At 49.9% G+C, this 15960-nt stretch carries 20 protein-coding genes; 6 read left to right on the top strand and 14 right to left on the bottom strand.

The genetic code is table 11. The features are described 5' to 3' along the window. Positions 1–110 (top strand): hypothetical protein (locus tag KB557_RS11220; protein ID WP_399218630.1); only part of this gene is annotated, 110 nt, incomplete at its 5' end. On the opposite strand, the gene KB557_RS04020 is transcribed toward KB557_RS11220, so the two are convergent. Further along, entirely contained in the window at positions 89–838 is a 750-nt protein-coding gene (locus tag KB557_RS04020; RefSeq protein WP_255131535.1) for a glycosyltransferase, read from the bottom strand. The genes KB557_RS11220 and KB557_RS04020 overlap by 22 nt on opposite strands. 135 nt (positions 839–973) lie before the next feature. On the opposite strand from KB557_RS04020, the gene KB557_RS04015 reads away from it, so the two are divergent. After that, positions 974–1147, top strand: coding sequence for a hypothetical protein (locus KB557_RS04015; RefSeq protein ID WP_255131534.1), 174 nt, complete (start codon positions 974–976; stop codon positions 1145–1147). A gap of 13 nt (positions 1148–1160) precedes the next feature. Next, complete coding sequence (rdgB, locus tag KB557_RS04010) at positions 1161–1778, top strand: RdgB/HAM1 family non-canonical purine NTP pyrophosphatase (protein WP_255131533.1); 618 nt, start codon at positions 1161–1163, stop codon at positions 1776–1778. Here the strand turns inward: rdgB and KB557_RS04005 are convergent. Both KB557_RS04005 and hisB read right to left on the bottom strand, forming a co-directional pair. Beyond that, positions 1752–3221 (bottom strand): carotenoid oxygenase family protein, encoded by a 1470-nt coding sequence (locus tag KB557_RS04005; RefSeq protein ID WP_255131532.1) that lies wholly within the window; start codon positions 3219–3221, stop codon positions 1752–1754. The two genes, rdgB and KB557_RS04005, sit on opposite strands and share 27 nt — an antisense overlap. Before the next feature lie 40 nt (positions 3222–3261). After that, the gene (gene hisB / locus KB557_RS04000; RefSeq protein ID WP_255131531.1) at positions 3262–3882 is read right to left on the bottom strand and encodes an imidazoleglycerol-phosphate dehydratase HisB; all 621 of its coding nucleotides are present in this window, start codon (positions 3880–3882) and stop codon (positions 3262–3264) included. Positions 3883–3973: 91 nt separating this feature from the next. On the opposite strand from hisB, the gene KB557_RS03995 reads away from it, so the two are divergent. After that, on the top strand, positions 3974–4639 hold the full coding sequence (locus KB557_RS03995) for a carbonic anhydrase (protein WP_255131530.1): 666 nt from the start codon (positions 3974–3976) through the stop codon (positions 4637–4639). A 27-nt stretch (positions 4640–4666) separates the two neighbouring features. On the opposite strand, the gene fabI is transcribed toward KB557_RS03995, so the two are convergent. Beyond that, on the bottom strand, positions 4667–5449 hold the full coding sequence (gene fabI, locus KB557_RS03990) for an enoyl-ACP reductase FabI (protein ID WP_255131536.1): 783 nt from the start codon (positions 5447–5449) through the stop codon (positions 4667–4669). A gap of 54 nt (positions 5450–5503) precedes the next feature. On the opposite strand from fabI, the gene KB557_RS03985 reads away from it, so the two are divergent. Further along, positions 5504–6862 (top strand): FAD-binding domain-containing protein, encoded by a 1359-nt coding sequence (locus KB557_RS03985; RefSeq protein ID WP_255131529.1) that lies wholly within the window; start codon positions 5504–5506, stop codon positions 6860–6862. Positions 6863–6893: 31 nt separating this feature from the next. Here KB557_RS03985 and KB557_RS03980 read toward each other — a convergent pair whose 3' ends face one another. Next, entirely contained in the window at positions 6894–7412 is a 519-nt protein-coding gene (locus KB557_RS03980) for a hypothetical protein (RefSeq protein WP_255131528.1), read from the bottom strand. A gap of 45 nt (positions 7413–7457) precedes the next feature. On the opposite strand from KB557_RS03980, the gene KB557_RS03975 reads away from it, so the two are divergent. Next, positions 7458–8690, top strand: coding sequence for a DegT/DnrJ/EryC1/StrS aminotransferase family protein (locus tag KB557_RS03975; RefSeq protein ID WP_255131527.1), 1233 nt, complete (start codon positions 7458–7460; stop codon positions 8688–8690). Here KB557_RS03975 and KB557_RS03970 read toward each other — a convergent pair. The 9 genes from KB557_RS03970 to KB557_RS03930 all read right to left on the bottom strand — a co-directional run. Beyond that, on the bottom strand, positions 8665–9150 hold the full coding sequence (locus KB557_RS03970; RefSeq protein WP_255131526.1) for a CYTH domain-containing protein: 486 nt from the start codon (positions 9148–9150) through the stop codon (positions 8665–8667). The two genes, KB557_RS03975 and KB557_RS03970, sit on opposite strands and share 26 nt — an antisense overlap. A 17-nt stretch (positions 9151–9167) precedes the next feature. Then, positions 9168–10115, bottom strand: coding sequence for an NAD(+) kinase (locus KB557_RS03965; RefSeq protein WP_255131525.1), 948 nt, complete (start codon positions 10113–10115; stop codon positions 9168–9170). Positions 10116–10121: 6 nt separating this feature from the next. Further along, entirely contained in the window at positions 10122–10445 is a 324-nt protein-coding gene (gene nuoK, locus KB557_RS03960; protein ID WP_255131524.1) for an NADH-quinone oxidoreductase subunit NuoK, read from the bottom strand. Further along, complete coding sequence (locus KB557_RS03955) at positions 10442–11071, bottom strand: NADH-quinone oxidoreductase subunit J (RefSeq protein WP_255131523.1); 630 nt, start codon at positions 11069–11071, stop codon at positions 10442–10444. Before KB557_RS03955 ends, nuoK begins: the two co-directional genes overlap by 4 nt. Continuing rightward, positions 11071–11640 (bottom strand): NAD(P)H-quinone oxidoreductase subunit I, encoded by a 570-nt coding sequence (gene ndhI / locus KB557_RS03950; protein ID WP_255131522.1) that lies wholly within the window; start codon positions 11638–11640, stop codon positions 11071–11073. The genes KB557_RS03955 and ndhI overlap by 1 nt, the downstream gene beginning before the upstream one ends. A 33-nt stretch (positions 11641–11673) precedes the next feature. After that, a complete protein-coding gene (nuoH, locus tag KB557_RS03945; protein ID WP_255131521.1) occupies positions 11674–12813 on the bottom strand; it encodes an NADH-quinone oxidoreductase subunit NuoH in 1140 nt (379 codons plus the stop codon). A gap of 47 nt (positions 12814–12860) precedes the next feature. After that, complete coding sequence (locus KB557_RS03940; RefSeq protein ID WP_255131520.1) at positions 12861–14018, bottom strand: citrate synthase; 1158 nt, start codon at positions 14016–14018, stop codon at positions 12861–12863. A gap of 3 nt (positions 14019–14021) precedes the next feature. Further along, positions 14022–14522 carry a histidine phosphatase family protein gene (locus KB557_RS03935; RefSeq protein ID WP_255131519.1) on the bottom strand — a complete coding sequence of 167 codons (501 nt, stop codon included), beginning with the start codon at positions 14520–14522 and terminating at the stop codon, positions 14022–14024. 4 nt (positions 14523–14526) lie between these two features. Then, positions 14527–15960: DUF3352 domain-containing protein (locus KB557_RS03930; RefSeq protein WP_255131518.1), on the bottom strand; the 1434-nt coding region annotated here is incomplete at its 5' end.

Below are 15960 nucleotides of genomic sequence, written 5' to 3'. Positions count from 1 at the left end.
TGCTGCGCTTTTCTGGCACTGAACCCTTGTTGCGCTTGTATTGCGAAGCGCCTACTCCAGAACGGGTGGAGGTTGTATTGCACTGGGCTCAGCAACTAGCGGAAGCTTGAATTACATTGAGCTTGATTGATTTATTTGCCATATTAAGTATTTGTTCGCCCCTATTCCATGCTGCTTTACGCGATAGCAGTTCCAATTCTTCAAACCAAGCTGTTTTAGTCATTTGGCCCGGATGAAGCCGAATGTGATAAACATAGGAATCAATGATAATACCTGGAGCAGATGAAGTAACAGCCATCATCATGCCGATATCTTCCCCTTGGGGAAGCCCCATCCAGCCTCCGATACTCCTGAGTAGATTTACATCTACCAGCAAGGTGGTTGGCCCTAGGGGGATATTTGCTTTTGGTGTAGGCCATGCCCGCCAAACATCGCCAGCTGAGCTAACTCCAGCTGCAATTATTGCTGGATCTAATTTGCAATCATCTGTGCAATATCCCGCGCACCAAAGAGCATTCCGATCACTTTTTATTGCCGCTAATCTTTTATCAAGTGAATGGGGATACAGCCAATCGTCGTCGTCTGCGCTGGTAATCCAATCCCCCCGCGCTACAGCGAGGCCTAAATTACGGGCAGCGGCCTGGCCGACGGGCCTGGCGGTAGCAATTACCGTGGTATTGGGGCATAGATCTGCAGGCAGATTTGTTTTAGCTGCGCCATCAATAACAATTACATGTTCAACAATGCAGTTGTTATTACTAAGGCTTTGATTTAATTCCACTAACATGCCAACCCGATCCGGCAGCAGCCTTGTGGGCGTGATCACACTAACGCTCACTTATGCACCTATTTGTTTGATATGGGCAAGCAAAAATGCCCCAAAGAAATAAGGGCATGGCAATTTATCCTAGTTGATCCTAGAGCAGCGCTCGCTTTTATGCTTTATAATCCACTAAACAACTAAAAAATCAAAATGACTGATACAAATGAAGAATTTGATCTACTTCCCAAACGCAAGCCAAAAGCTCCATGGGCCGGCCCATTAATTGCTCTTGCTGGGCTTGGAGGGCTTGCATTGTTGGGTTGGTTGAGCATAGTGATGCTTGATTTAAAACACTTGAACACCTCAGGCTTTACGCTTCCTTAGTGAAGTAGTTTTAATGATATTTAATAAGCTCGTAATCGCAAGCGCTAATGCAGGCAAATTGAGAGAATTTGAATCCTTATTAGCGCATCTTCCCCTTGATATTTCTGCGCAACCGCTCAATCTAAATGTAGAAGAAACCGGAGCTACTTTTGCAGAAAACGCACGCCTTAAAGCGCAAGCTGTTGCAATCGCAACTAAGCAATGGGCCCTTGCCGATGATTCAGGTTTAAGTGTTGATGCCCTTGGTGGCGATCCCGGGATACATTCAGCTCGCTATGCAGCCACGGACTTTGATCGGATTAATAAATTATTAAATGAACTTGAAAAGGCTTTGAAAACCAATTCAAGTTATAATCGAAAAGCTGAATTTGTTGCCGCATTGGCTATTGCTAACCCTGCTGGTGATATTATCTTAGAAGCTCAAGGCAGCTGCTCCGGAGAGATACTTATTGAGGCGAGGGGCGATGAAGGCTTTGGCTATGATCCGATATTTTTAATTCCAGAACTTGGGCTTAGTTATGCTGAAATAGATAAAGAAACAAAAGCAACATACGGCCATCGTGGTAAAGCATTTAAAAAATTACTTCCTAAATTGGAGTTGTTGCTAGGCATCAACCCAGCTGCCATGTAAGCCATGGGGAATTGCTAGGGGAAGCTCTAATACCGCCTGCTCGCTTAGATCATTCGCATTAAGTATTACTAAATCACTGGCGCAACGGGCTCCATTCCAAACAACACACAGAATCCAGCCATCGTCTTCTTTGATCGCACCAGCCCTCGGTACCATTATTGGTTCACTTACAAAACCCCTGGGGGCTGCGCTCCAGATGAACTTTTCGCCATTACTTAGATCTAGCTTTTTAATTGCTTGTAATGGATCATTCCCCTGTTCTTTATCCGCCACCGCCATCCAGCAGTAGCTGGATTTTATGCCTTCATTATTTGGATTAACCATTGCGAATTCACAACAGCGTTCACTTAATCTCTGGCACTTAACAGAATTTGATGTGAGGTTAATAATGCAGCGCTCTAGCAGGCCCTCTGGGATTAAATTAAAATCGATCTCTTGAAAGTCTTGGTCTGGACCGATTGATGGAAAGTCGCTGTAATAAATGCTCTCAACTACTACATCATCCTCTTCTTCCCAGGCATTTAAATGGTGGAATACAAATCCTTCAGGAGCAGGAATCACCCTTGGTTTTTCGCCTGCATATTTACCTTCAGCTCTAGGCACCAGCCAGAATTGAGCAATACCTCCAGCTTTTGATTGCAAGCATTGTGCAGCACCTTTAGTACCAAATACGAAAGGTAAGGGATTAAATGATATTGCATTTTGCAGGAAAATAGCCCAGTTGGGTGTTATTGCAAAGTCGTGTAAGAAAGCAAAGCCAGGAAAGTTATCGCTGCGATCGTGTAATAGTTTTCCTGCTTTGATACCACTGCTTGGATCATCAACTGTTGCAAATTCCATCAGGCGTATGGTGCTACGCGGCCCACTTTTTACGCCAAACGTGACCATTCTTGGGCTGCCATGGTGACCTGGATCAAAACGGGGATGGGCGCTAAATGCTTCCCCATCACGCAAAACACCATCAAGTAATGAAATTCCCTTGGTTTCAAGACTCACAGGATCCATGGCATGGGGTTCGGCTGCTTCCCAAAGGGCCAGCAATTGATCACCAAGTTGCACCACATGGGTGTTAGCAATATTTTTTAGGCGTAGATCAAAAGCGTTTGCAAGTACCCCGCCTGGCTTTTGGCTGCCGAATACGCCTCGATATAAAACCTTGTCTGCTTTTTCTTCAGCGAGCCAGCCTTCAGTGCGCACAAAGCGATTGGTTAATGAAACGCCTTGCTGGTGAAAGCGCAGCGCAGTAACCATGCCATCGCCATCAAAGGGGTGGTGCACCCATTGCCCGCCCCGCTCTAGGCGGCCAGGGCCGTTGCGATAAAGGGTGCCAATTAATGCTTCTGGGATGCTGCCACTACTGGCTTTTACCGGCACATCACTCAGCTCTTGGCCCACATTGCGAAAGGCGCTAGCCCAATCGGTGCGGTTATAGGTAGCGGTCATGACGAGCTCAAAGCTTCAGCCATCCTCGCGTAACGGAGTGTTAAGTGTGGGCTTGGCCCGCCTGCTCCAAAACCCCTTTGCTGCTTGGTACGGCCCCTGCGCGGCGCGGATCAATCTCTACCGCCAGCCGAAGCGCCCTTGCAAATGCCTTAAAACATGCCTCCACTAGATGGTGTGAATTAACGCCATCTAATTGGCGAATATGAAGGGTGAGGCCGGAATTATTCACTACGGCTACAAAAAACTCTTTCACCAGTTCAGTGTCGTAGCTGCCGATTCGAGCGGCCGGGATTTTTAAGCCATAGCTCAGATGGGGCCTGCCGCTGCAATCAAGAACCACCTGCACTAGGGCCTCATCTAGGGGGGCCACAAAATGCCCAAAGCGTTGAATGCCGCGTCGATCTCCAAGGGCTTTCGCTAGAGCTTGCCCCACTGCTATGCCTACATCTTCATTGCTGTGGTGATCATCGATATGGGTATCACCTAACGCTTTTATTTTTAGGTCTAGCAGTCCGTGGCTTGCTAATTGATGCAGCATGTGATCAAGAAATGCCACCCCGCTATCTACCTCGCATTGGCCTGTGCCATCGAGATTTAGCTGCACTTGAACATTCGTTTCGCCGGTAACGCGATGCACCTGGCCTATACGTTGAATTGTCATGGTGTTAGGTCCAGATCAGTGAAGCTTGACTCTGTGGGGGAGTGCCAAGAGGTTGATAAATTAAGATTTTTTAATTAATTATACCCCTATTATGGCAACTTCAACTTCCCAGCAACAAAAAGGAAATTTCCCTCAAAATCCAAAGCAAGTATTTGAGAAATTATTAGAAGGGCATAAACGTTTTTTAGATGGCCATTCTTTACATCCACACTCCAGTATTGAGCGTTTACATCAAGTGGCTGCAGGTCAACATCCCATGGCAGCGGTGCTTGGCTGCGGCGATTCACGGGTGCCGTTGGAATTGTTATTTGATGCGGGCTTTGGTGATTTATTTGTTGTTCGCAGTGCTGGAAATACGGTTTTCACTGCAGCGATCGGCTCTTTGGAGTTTGCCGTGGCGCATTTGGGTATTAAATTAATTATTGTGCTGGGCCATGAACGCTGTGGTGCGGTGACTGCTGCCCTCGATTTTTCAACACATTTGCCCCCTGCCCTAGGCCAAGTTGTGGGGCAGGTGCGCATGCAATTGCTTGCTGCTGGTGTATTGCAGGGGCATACATCTGAGCTGGAGCAAAGCGCAAAAGAGATTTTATTGGATAAGGCCTGCCGGGCTAATGCGGTGCAATCTGGTCGTAATTTAGTGAACTCAAGCGTATTACTTACAGATCTTGTTAGATCTGGCTCATTACTTGTAAAAACTGGCCACTACGACCTTGATACCGGCGAAATTGACTGGCTGGATTCAGTTCATGCTTAGTTTTATTTAAAACTACTTTTGCTCATTTCACATCCCAGTGATGCAGTAACCGGCATCCACATAGAGCACTTGGCCTGTTATTCCTGAACTCAACGAGCTAGCAAGAAATGCAGCGGTGCTGCCAACTTCTTCTTGGCTCACTGTGCGGCGTAATGGGGCCTTTTCTTCCACGTTGTGAATCATGTCTAATATTCCGCCAATGGCACTGCTTGCTAAAGTGCGAATCGGGCCGGCGCTAATTGCATTTACCCGCACTTGCTTTTCGGGGCCTAGTTCTGCTGCTAGATAACGCACAGATGCTTCAAGTGCCGCTTTGGCAACACCCATTACGTTGTAGTTAGGTATTGCGCGTTCACTCCCGAGGTAGCTCAAAGTGATTACGCTGGCACCTGGATTGAATAGTGGTTTAGCAAAGCGGCACAGCGGTGCCAACGAATAGGCACTCACCTCTAGTGCTCTATTAAAACCTTCAGAACTGATGGCGCTGTAATCACCAATTAGCTCCTCTTTGCCTGCAAATGCAAGGCAGTGCACCAGCACATCAATAGAGCCCCATTGTTCCGCAACCCGCTTGAATACCGCTTCGATTTGGGCTGGATCTTGCACATTGAGGGGTTCAAACAAGCTTGGGCTCAGCGGCGCTGTGAGTTCGCGCACCTTGCCTTCAAATCTGCCCCTTTCATCTGGCAAGTAGGTAACCCCTAGTTCACAGCCGGCCCTATGGAGCTGCTGAGCAATCCCCCAAGCAATCGACTTGTTATTGGCAATACCGGTAACGAGGGCTTTCTTACCGCGGAGATCAAGGAGCATGGAAAAGGCACCAAGGATTGAGCGATTCTCCCCCAGCGGCGGCAGCATGGCGGTATGGCAGTGCACCGATCCCTACCTTTGCCCGCACCGGGCGACTTAATTCGTGGTTTTGCTGATCGCAATGCCTTAGAGCAATTTCTGCGCCAGCAGTTCCCTGCTGCAGCACTTATTGATGCTGGCCTTAGCCCAGTGCCTGGGGGCCGCAAGGCGGCGGAATTAGTTTTGCGACGGTTGGATCCCGTTGCTTACAACCGCAACCGCAACTTTTTACATGGCGCCGTTAGCCAACTTTCGCCTTACGTGCGCCACGGGCTGCTCGGTTTGGCAGAACTTAAAGATTGGCTGATCAGCCAGAAACGCCCTTGGCGCGATCAAGAGAAATTCATTAGTGAATTGGCTTGGCGTGAATTTTGGCAGCGGGTGTGGCAGCAGCGCGGAGATCAAATTTGGCAAGATATTGAATTACTTAAAACTGGCCATCTTCCCGAAAGCTATAACCCAGCTTTACCCATAGATGTGCTTAATGGTGAAACTGGTCTCGCCTGTATTGATGCATTTCAGCAGCAACTTGTTAGCACTGGCTGGCTCCATAATCATGCGCGGATGTGGCTTGCTTCCTATTTAGTGCACTGGCGCCGCATTAGCTGGCAGGCAGGTGCTCACTGGTTTCTACAGCATTTAATCGATGCTGATCCCGCCAGTAATAACCTCAGTTGGCAATGGGTGGCAAGTTGTTTTAGCTCTAAACCTTATATATTCAATCGCGAAAATTTAGAAAAATATGCTGGCAATAAATTCTGTGATAGTTGCCCTGCAGCATCCAATTGCTTGTTTGATGCCAGCTACGAAGAGCTGCAGAAAAAGCTTTTTCTAACTAACAATGTTTTAGATGATCAATCACAGTTGCAACCACCCCTCCCCACGTTTGGATTTGAATCAGCAACTACATCTAAATCCCAGTCAGCACCTAAATCAACTTTTAAATTTAAAAACCCTTTGCTTTGGATTCATGCTGAAGGATTAGGTCCTGCGAATCCGGTATGGCAGGCATGGCCCCAAGCGCCCGCTTTATTTGTTTTTAATACGGCGCGGCTTGAGGCGGAGGGGATTGGTTTGAAACGTGTTGGTTTTGTATTTGAAAGCCTGCTGGAAGTGCCAGTGGTGCTGCGCAATGGTGATCCGGCAGCTGAAATTTTGGAATTTGCCGCCAGATGCGGTTGTGATGGGGTTGTAACCCAAACTCCGCAAGATCCCTATTTGCAAAAAATAATCACGGCATTGGGGCAGCATCTAGAGGTGGAGCAGTTGGCGGTAGATCCTTTTGTGGTTCTAGAAACTCCTTATTTATTAAGGCGATTCACTCGGTTTTGGAAACAGGCACAACCGCTGCTGCAACAGCAATTTTCAAGCTGATCTCCATGGATAGTTACCCCCCGAGCACTTATCACTGATCACCCCTAAGCATTTTTTCTTCCTCCTGGCGAATCTGGCTTGGATCGGGCAACAGGTCTTGTTGTTTAAGGGTTGGCAACGGTTCAACAATTACTTCTGCAGCACGGCGCGGTGGCGTAAGCCATATAAATTTTGATTCCGGCGCGCGCGCTTTGCATAGAGCCTCACTTTCGCGGCGCAGCTGATTTTTTATGTGCCAGTGGCTTACGGCTTCAAAAAATTCGCCTCTGCTAGCTAGCCCAGAGCTAAAAGGAGCAGAGCCATTTCCATTAAAAAGTCTGGCGGGATCAACATTCCAGCGGGGTTTGCAAACCCCAGCTTCGTTTGTGTTTGTTTCAATCCAGATATGTAGCCCGTAACCGTTGGGTTGGCTCACAACGGCAAGGCCGTCGTGGGGGTCTTGGCGGCTGAGTGGATAGGTTTTCCAAGCCAAAGGCAATTTTCCGGCGCTGATAACAGCCACAAGGATCAGTGCACCGCTAACGGCTATGGCTCTCCATGGTGCATTCATTTGGCAACATCAATTAGCAACCTAGAAGCATTTAAGCTGTGCCTTATGGCAATTCCTCCTTTTGATCTGAGTGTTCAGCTGGCCGAGCTGGGGGAGGAGCTTGATCAGGCGGTATTACAGGTGTTGCGTAGTGGGCAATACATCGGCGGGCCGGTTATCGCCAAATTTGAAGAGGCTTTTGCGGCGTCGTGCGGTGTTGCCCATGCAATTGGTTGTAACAGCGGCACCGATGCTCTGGTTTTAGCCCTGAGGGCCCTCGATGTGGGGATTGGCGATGAGGTGATCACAAGTTCTTTTAGTTTTTTTGCCACTGCTGAGGCGATTAGCGCCGTGGGAGCAAAACCAGTTTTTGTAGATGTAGATCCAGATTCATACCTAATAGATCTTGATCAAGTGGAAGCGGCTATTACCCCAGCCACTAAAGCGATACTGCCTGTGCATTTATTTGGCCGCCCGGTTGATATGGAGCGGCTGATGCAGTTGGCGCAAAGCCACAAACTTTTTGTGGTGGAAGATTGCGCCCAAGCCACGGGTGCGAGCTGGGCGGGGCGAGCAGTTGGCAGCTGGGGAGATCTTGGTTGTTTTAGTTTTTTCCCTACAAAAAATCTTGGCGCAGCTGGCGATGGTGGTGCCGTTACCTGTGGAAATGCTGAGTTAGCCCAAAAAGTGAGGGAATTAGCAGTGCATGGGATGCCACGCCGTTATTTACATACAAACTTGGGCTACAACAGCCGCCTCGATGCTTTGCAAGCAGCGGTGCTTTTAGTGAAATTACCGCGCTTGCAAGAGTGGATCCAGCGGCGTAGCGCTATCGCCAGCGCTTACCTCGCTGCCCTTAGCGATTTTTCCCACTTACATGTTCCCGATCCTGGCCCAATCGGCCATAGTTGGAATCAATTTGTGTTGCGCATTCCCGCTTGCCCCATGGAGGCAGCCGCTTGTGGCAACTCAAGCTGTAGCCCCTGCCCCACAAGCGCCAGCCATGGATTACCTGAAGGGCGTTGCCGCAATTGGTTGCAGGCTCATTTGCAACAACAAGGGGTTAATACAATCATTTACTACCCGATCCCAATTCATCGGCAGCCGGCTTACGCCGAACTCGGCTATGAACCTGGAAGTTTGCCGATCACCGAACGGTTGGCAGCAGAGGTGCTTAGTTTGCCGATATTCCCTGAACTAAATAACACCCAGTTACAGCAGATTTTAGTAGCTCTAGGCGTTGATCTTGCGACTATTTCCAAAGATTTCCCTGCTACATCTTTGCTTCAAGTTGCCTGAATTTCCAGGGTTTAACGGCAAGAGCAGCATTACTTAGTTCACCTCTATCACTTATTTCCGCGCCACACCAAAGCGGGATTTCTAGAGGGCTATCGGCCTTTGGCAGTTCAACTTCTGCAATTATTAAACCGGCATTTTCTGCTTCAAACACATCTATCACCCAATCACCGCCCGGCAGCAATAGATGATGCCTGGTTTTTTTAATGCGGCAGGGGGTTAAATCTAAAAGTTGCAAAGCTTCCGCAAGCGGCATCGCCAGCTCGAACTCATGGCGTATCACTGGATCAGCAGTGGGGGCTTTGATGGTGAGCCAGGCTTTTTGAGCGCTGCAACGCACTCTTATGGTGAAGCCACTGCTGCCTTGGCTTAAGTAGCCCTGTTGCAGTGGCTCTGAATATTGAAGAAATTGCCGCCAGCCATCATCTACAACTAAAAAACGTCTTTCGATTTCTAAGCCCATTAGCTGATCTGGATGGTTCAGTTTTGAGATGGCATGGCATCACTGAGGCTGCCAGCCCAATGCAGCTTATGGCTGAGATTTTTGAAATAGGAGGGTTGCTGATCAAGGGAAAGCAACAATGCATGGTGATCTGCTTGCTTGATTACACAGCGATCGCCGGGTTCCAGCACTGAGGCAAGTGCCCCATCCTTCCAAAGCTTCACGCGCCTGCCACTTTCTCCAAGGGGCCAGATTGCTAGCACTGAGCGAGGTGGCACCACCACTGGCCGGCTAGACAAGCTCATTGGGCAAATCGGATTAACAACAATTGCATCAATCGAGGGGTGCAGGATTGGCCCCCCTGCTGCCATTGCATATCCGGTGGAACCGGTGGGGGTAGCAATGATCAGGCCGTCGCCTTGATATTGACCCACAACTTCAGCATCGATCTCAAGTTCTAGCCGGCAGGTGGGGGAGGATTCTTCCTGGGCTGGACGCATATAGAAATCGTTTAAAGCTAAATGGCAAGGCTTGCCTTGATCGTCTAGTTGATCGCCACTATCAGGCACCCCATCGCCACGGTCGATGCTGGCCTGCAACATCAAGCGTTGCTCTAAGGCGTAGTGGCCCTCAAGCAACCTTTGCCAGAGGCCATTGCCAGCATCCGCAAGCAAGCTGCTGAGCAAACTACTTTCGTGGGTAAGAAAACCCAGATGGCCGCCAACATTGAAACTGAGCAACGGCACACCAAGGGGGCCTAGGTAGCGGGCAGCCCCCAACACAGTGCCATCTCCGCCAAGAACCAAAACCAAATTTGGTAAGGCTCCATCTGCAAGTAAACCTGGAAAAGGATTGGCGTTTAGGCCACTCATCGCAATCGTGACCTGAGAACCACGCTCAAGTAATAAATCTGAACAACGGCGCGCCATGCGCTCGGCACTTTGGCTACCGCTGCGAAACACCACCCATACGTGGTTTAGTTCCATATTTAGCTACCAACGCAGCAGGTTGAATTGCTCCATATCAACCGTGTCGCGGTTGCGATATAAGGAGAGCAAAATTGCTAAACCCACAGCAGCTTCCGCTGCTGCCACTGTGATTACAAAAATTGCATACACTTGGCCGCGAATTTCGTAGCCATCTAAATAGCTGGAAAAAGCCATCAAATTTATATTTACGCCGTTCAACATAAGTTCAATACTCATCAGTACCCGCACCGCGTTACGGCTATTGATTAAGCCCCACACACCAATACAAAAAAGTAATGCTGCAACCGTAAGATAAGCCTCGAGTGGAACTAGAAAACTTGTGTTCATGGGTTGGTTTCCAATGATTTTTGGTTGATATTTTTGCCAACAAGTAATGGGCTGCGGGCTTTCTCAATTAAGGCTTGATCTACCGCCTCTCCAGTGCCCACATCAGTGCTAAATACGTCGCGGCGGGCAAGCACAATCGCGCCAATCATTGCCATTAGCAGCAAAACAGAAGCGAGTTCAAATGGCAGCAGATAATCACTAAAGAAGTGTTCACCAAGGCGAATTACAGCATCTTCTCCAATCGGTGCTGGCCCCGGCAAAGCCCAAGGTGTAGTGAATGCAACCCGCAGTAAAAGAATTAATAAGCCAACGCAAACCCCGCTGGAAAGAATGCGTCTTAGGCCTGTGCCAGGGGAGGCGGCCATCGCTTCTTTTTTATTTACCAACATGATCGCAAAAAGGATCAATACATTCACCGCGCCCACATAAATAAGCACTTGGGCTGCTGCGATAAAGCTGGCATTAAGCATCAAATAAAGACCAGCCACCGCCAGAAACACGCCCCCTAGCAAGAAGGCGGCATAAACGATGTTTGGCAGCAATACAACTCCAAGTGCCCCGATTACCACGGCACTGGCGAGGAAAACAAAAACAATTAGCTCTGTGAGTTCAGCAATTGGTGGCATCAGCTGGCTTCCTCCTTAGTAATTCCAGCCCTTGGCCTGGTTGGATCAACGCCGTGGGGATCCATTTCACCTTTAGGCAGATAGGCGAGTTCTTTTAAGGCCACTACAGCAGGATCGCTGGTAACGCTGGTGGGCAAGCGACCAAGGGCAACGTTGTCGTAATTAAGGCTATGGCGATCAAATGTGGCGAGCTCGTATTCCTCTGTCATTGATAGGCAATTGGTTGGGCAATACTCAACGCAGTTACCACAAAAAATACACACCCCAAAATCGATCGAGTAATTACGCAACTCTTTTTTCTTAGTTGCTTTATTCATTACCCAATCCACCACTGGCAAATTGATTGGGCATACGCGCACACACACTTCACAGGCGATGCACTTATCAAATTCAAAGTGGATGCGGCCGCGGTAGCGCTCAGAAGGGATCAGTTTTTCATAGGGATATTGAACCGTGATTGGCCTGCGGCGCAGGTGATCAAAGGTTACGGATAAGCCCTGAGCAATGTTCTGGCTGGCGCTCACCGCATCTTTGGTGTAGTCGCCTACTTGTTTAAGAAAGCCGAACATGGATTGGCAGCGAGGGGAATAACAAAAAAAGAACTAGGCGCTTATGCCACCCATGATGGCTGGAAACGCCAACTTCAGTGCAGCGGTTAAAAGCAGATTTACAAGCGCGATTGGGAGCAGGAACTTCCAGCCAAAATTAAGCAGCTGATCAATCCGCACCCGTGGCACCGTCCAGCGCAGCAAGATCGCAATAAACACCAGCAAGTAGGCCTTGAGCACTGTCATCACGATGCCAAGGGCACCTGTAAACACCTGCAAAACGGGGTTGTCTACCGATTGGCCAAGCCAGTTCGCCAGCGTTTCTACCGGGATCGGAAAGCCCCAACCGCCCAAATAAAGCACCACCACCAGCAGCGCCGATAAAACCAGATTGATGTAGCTGCCCAGATAAAAAAGGGCAAATTTCATGCCGGCATATTCGGTTTGATAACCAGCTACCAATTCCTCTTCCGCTTCCGGTAGATCGAAGGGCAGGCGTTCGCATTCAGCTAAGGCGCAAATCCAAAACACCAGGAATCCCACCGGTTGGCGCCAGATATTCCAGCTCAAAATTCCAGCGGTGTTTTGTTGATCAACGATCGCCACGGTGCTTAGGGAGTTGCTCATCATCACCACCGCCAGCACCGCAAGGGCAAGCGGTATTTCGTAGCTGATCGACTGCGCTGCAGCCCTTAAGCCTCCGATCAATGAATACTTGTTATTGCTTGCGTAGCCACTCATCAATAAACCGATCGGCTGAATGCTGCTGAGGGCAATCCAGAGAAAAATTCCGATCCCCACATTGCTGATCAGCAAATGTTGCCCAAAAGGCACCACTAGCCAAGACAAGATCACCGGCACCACCACAAGCACCGGCCCCAAGGTGAACAGCAGGCCGTCGGCCCTTGCGGGAACTACATCTTCTTTAAAAAGTAATTTGAGCCCATCGGCAATCGGTTGCAAAATGCCAAGGGCACCGGCGTATTCAGGGCCGATGCGCTGCTGGGCGGCAGCAGAAATTTTGCGCTCCAACCAAACGGTTACCAGCACCCCCACCACTGCTGAAATAAGCACCAGCAGCATTGGTAAAGGCAACCAAAGCAACCTGCTGGCGCCAGGGCTTACCCCAGCGCTTTCAAGCAGGCTGCGGAATCCTGATTCCAGATCAAGGGTTAGGGCTGGGGCTGGGGCCATGGCTCCGATCCGATAAGTGCAACTTACCCAAGTGTGGGCCTAGTTGTTTATTTGTTGTTGCCGCAACGCTGCTCTAAGGGCAGCCAAGGCAGATTTATTTCGCCGGTATAGATCTGGGTGGGTCGATAGATACGGTTTGCCCCCAGCTGTTCGCGCCAATGGGCAAGCCATCCAGCAGCCCGTGCAATGGCAAAAACAGGCGTAAATAAATCCGTAGGAATACCAAGCTTGCGATACACCAAACCGGAATAAAAATCCACATTGGGAAAAATCCCTTTTGGGCCTAAGCGTTCGGTGGCCAGGGTTTCAAAACGGCGGGCTACGTCGTACATCTGGTCGTTGCCAAAGCGATCAAATAGCTGTTCTGCCAGCTTTTGCAGGATCGTGGCGCGGGGATCCTTAATTCGATATTCGCGATGGCCAAATCCCATCACCTTGCGCTTTTCGGCGATCGCTTGATCTAGGTAAGCCTCCACGCGATCTTCTGTACCGATCTGCTCCAGCATCAACAGCACGTCTTCATTGGCGCCGCCATGGAGGGGCCCAGCCAGAGTGCCCACAGCAGATGCGATTACTGCATAGGGATCTGTGAGGGTGCTAGCTGTTACCCGAGCGCTGAAGGTGCTTGCATTAAGGGTGTGTTCCGCGTGTAACACCAGGCAGGAATCAAAAATGCGGGCAGCAAGCGGATCTGGCTCCTGCTCGGTGAGCATGTATAAAAAATTTGAGGCGTAGGGTAAATCTTCTCGGGGCTGAATTGGATCTTGGCCGCGGCGGATTAGCTGAAAAGCGGCCAGCATTGTTGGGATCTTGGCTAATAGCCGCACAACAGCTTGGCTGATGTAATCGGGATCATCTAAGGCTCGATTTGAGTAAAACAACCCCAGCGATGCAGCGCTTGCCTGCAGGGCATCCATGGGATGGCCGCCGGCGGGAAAACACTTCATCATGTCGCGGATGCGAAAGCTCACCCGGCGATGCATTTGCACGTTGTACTGAAAAGCGCGCAAATTTTCTGGATCAGGCAAGCTGCCCCAAATTAATAAATAAGCAGTTTCTAAAAAACTGCTTTTGGCTGCGAGATCTGCGATGTCGTAGCCGCGATAGCTGAGAATCCCGCGCTGCCCATCGATATTGCTGATCGCTGATTGGGTGGCGGGGATACCTTCAAGACCCGGACTAAAACCGCTGCTATCAAGAGCCATCTTTTACACCTTGCCCCCGTCTAGCAGCACCTTGGGGCTTAACAAGAGGCGTAATTGGGCAGCACCAGGATCAAGTAGCGGTTCATCTAGGGCCAGTAGAGCAACACCGGCTTTTTTTAGCTGGAGGCTATGGGTTTGGCAGCCCAGCAGATAGCTAGCCAGTTGGCCCATATCTGGCTCATGGCCCACAAGGCCAACACGTTCCCAGGGTTCCTCCAGTAGTTCCCGCAGCAGTGGCAGTGGGTCTTGGCCTGGTGCCAAGGAGTTACTAAAAGAAAGGCTATTTCCCAATTTTCGCTCAAGGGCAAGTTCGCCGGTTTGGCGTGCCCTTACCAAGGGGCTGCTTACCAATGGGCCACAGGTAAGGCCCAAGCGTTCTAAGCGTTCCAATACCCGCCGCGTGCGCGCCCTGCCTTCTGAGGTGAGAGCCCGCTCTTCATCTGTGGCGGTGCTGCCCCGTTCAACGGCAATGCCATGGCGGATCAATAAAAGTTCGCGAGCCATGGGGTTAACTGAAATGCAATGTGGCCTTGAGATCAAGACTGGTTTTATCTTCCTCCAACATGTACTCCAAACCGTTAACCGCAGGGCTAAGCGGTTGGGCGGCTAAGAGTTGTAAGCCTTGCCAAAAAGACCAATGCCCCAGCAAATCTCTGCTTAGTTTTGGCCCTAATTGAGAGAATGCAACGCTTTGAGCATCGATAAATGGCGCTTTTTTATTAACACCTTTTGTTTGTAATTGATTTTGCAATTCATCAAAGTTGTTGCTCCACCAACGCACGTTTGCTTTGCTACCGCTGGCCCCAGCCAGAATTGCTTTTAGTTCACCAGCGCGGTTGGTTTGGCCGGATAAACGACTCCACACATCAATGCTGTTGATACTGGTGGGATCAAAGCCAGCAAGGTGTAAGGGTTGGTTAAGAGCCTCTGGGCTCGGGTTGGCTACATCGGTAGCAGCTAGCCATTGGTTGCTATTTATTAACGCCAGCAGTAGCGGGCCTTGGTTTTGGCGTTGCAATTCATCGAGCAGGGGCCCAGGTTTCGTTACTGCCACTGTGAGCAGGGAATTAATGCTGCCGCTGGCGTTGCTGATATTGATTTGATCAGCGCTGTGGCGCAGTTGCTGCAGCCATTGGTTAGCTCGATCGCCCAGGGGGGGGTCGTTGCGATCAATCCCTGTGCTGATTTGTGCTGCCAGCTGCAATTCACTGCCCTGCACAGCAATAGATCCAACTAACTGCTGCATTTGCTCTTCTGCCACTAGCTTTGTTGGCAGCCCAAGCAATTGACTAATGCCGGTGGCATCACTGCGTAGCAATGCCACCCCTTTGCGGTTTTGCTTTAACCAGTTTTGGAGTTGGGGATCACTGGATTGATTCAGCGCATCCACCTGGGAGCTATCTAGGGCGTCTTCTAGGGCTTCGCGCCTTGAGGCAACCAACACCAGTTGATCGTTGATTAAGGCTGTTGCCAATGGGGCCTCAGGGTTGCTGCTGCTGATCAGGCCAAGGCCCCTGTAGCTGCTGATCGAGAGATCACCACCTGCAAGGCTGCGGGTTTGCCAAAAAGTTTGCAGGAATTCCCTTGCCCCCGTTGAGGTGCGGCTGGAGAGGGCAAGCACCCAACTGGGCTGGATTTGGTTGTTGCTGCTTGCCGTGAGCGATATAGCAAGCTCAGGGCCAATCCAGTTGCTTAATTCGTTGTTGTAATTGAGCCCAGTAGTGGCAAATAAACCGTCTCGCAGTTTAGTGAGGGCATTGGCGGCACTATTTCGCTGCTTTGAGCGAGCCACCGCGCGGCCGTAGGCAGGTAATTGATTTGGATCTAGTTGCAGATAGAAACTCAGATTTGCACTGCGGGGTAAAAACCTGGCAGCAGCAGGCTCATGCATTTGTTCGGCTTGAAAATGCAACGGACTGCTGCGTTGCAGCCACCACCAACC

Source organism: Synechococcus sp. Cruz CV12-2-Slac-r (genome assembly GCF_024346075.1).
Lineage (GTDB): Bacteria > Cyanobacteriota > Cyanobacteriia > PCC-6307 > Cyanobiaceae > Synechococcus_D.
Note: the sequence above shows the minus strand (reverse complement) of the source record. Positions and strands in the feature narration are given on the sequence as shown.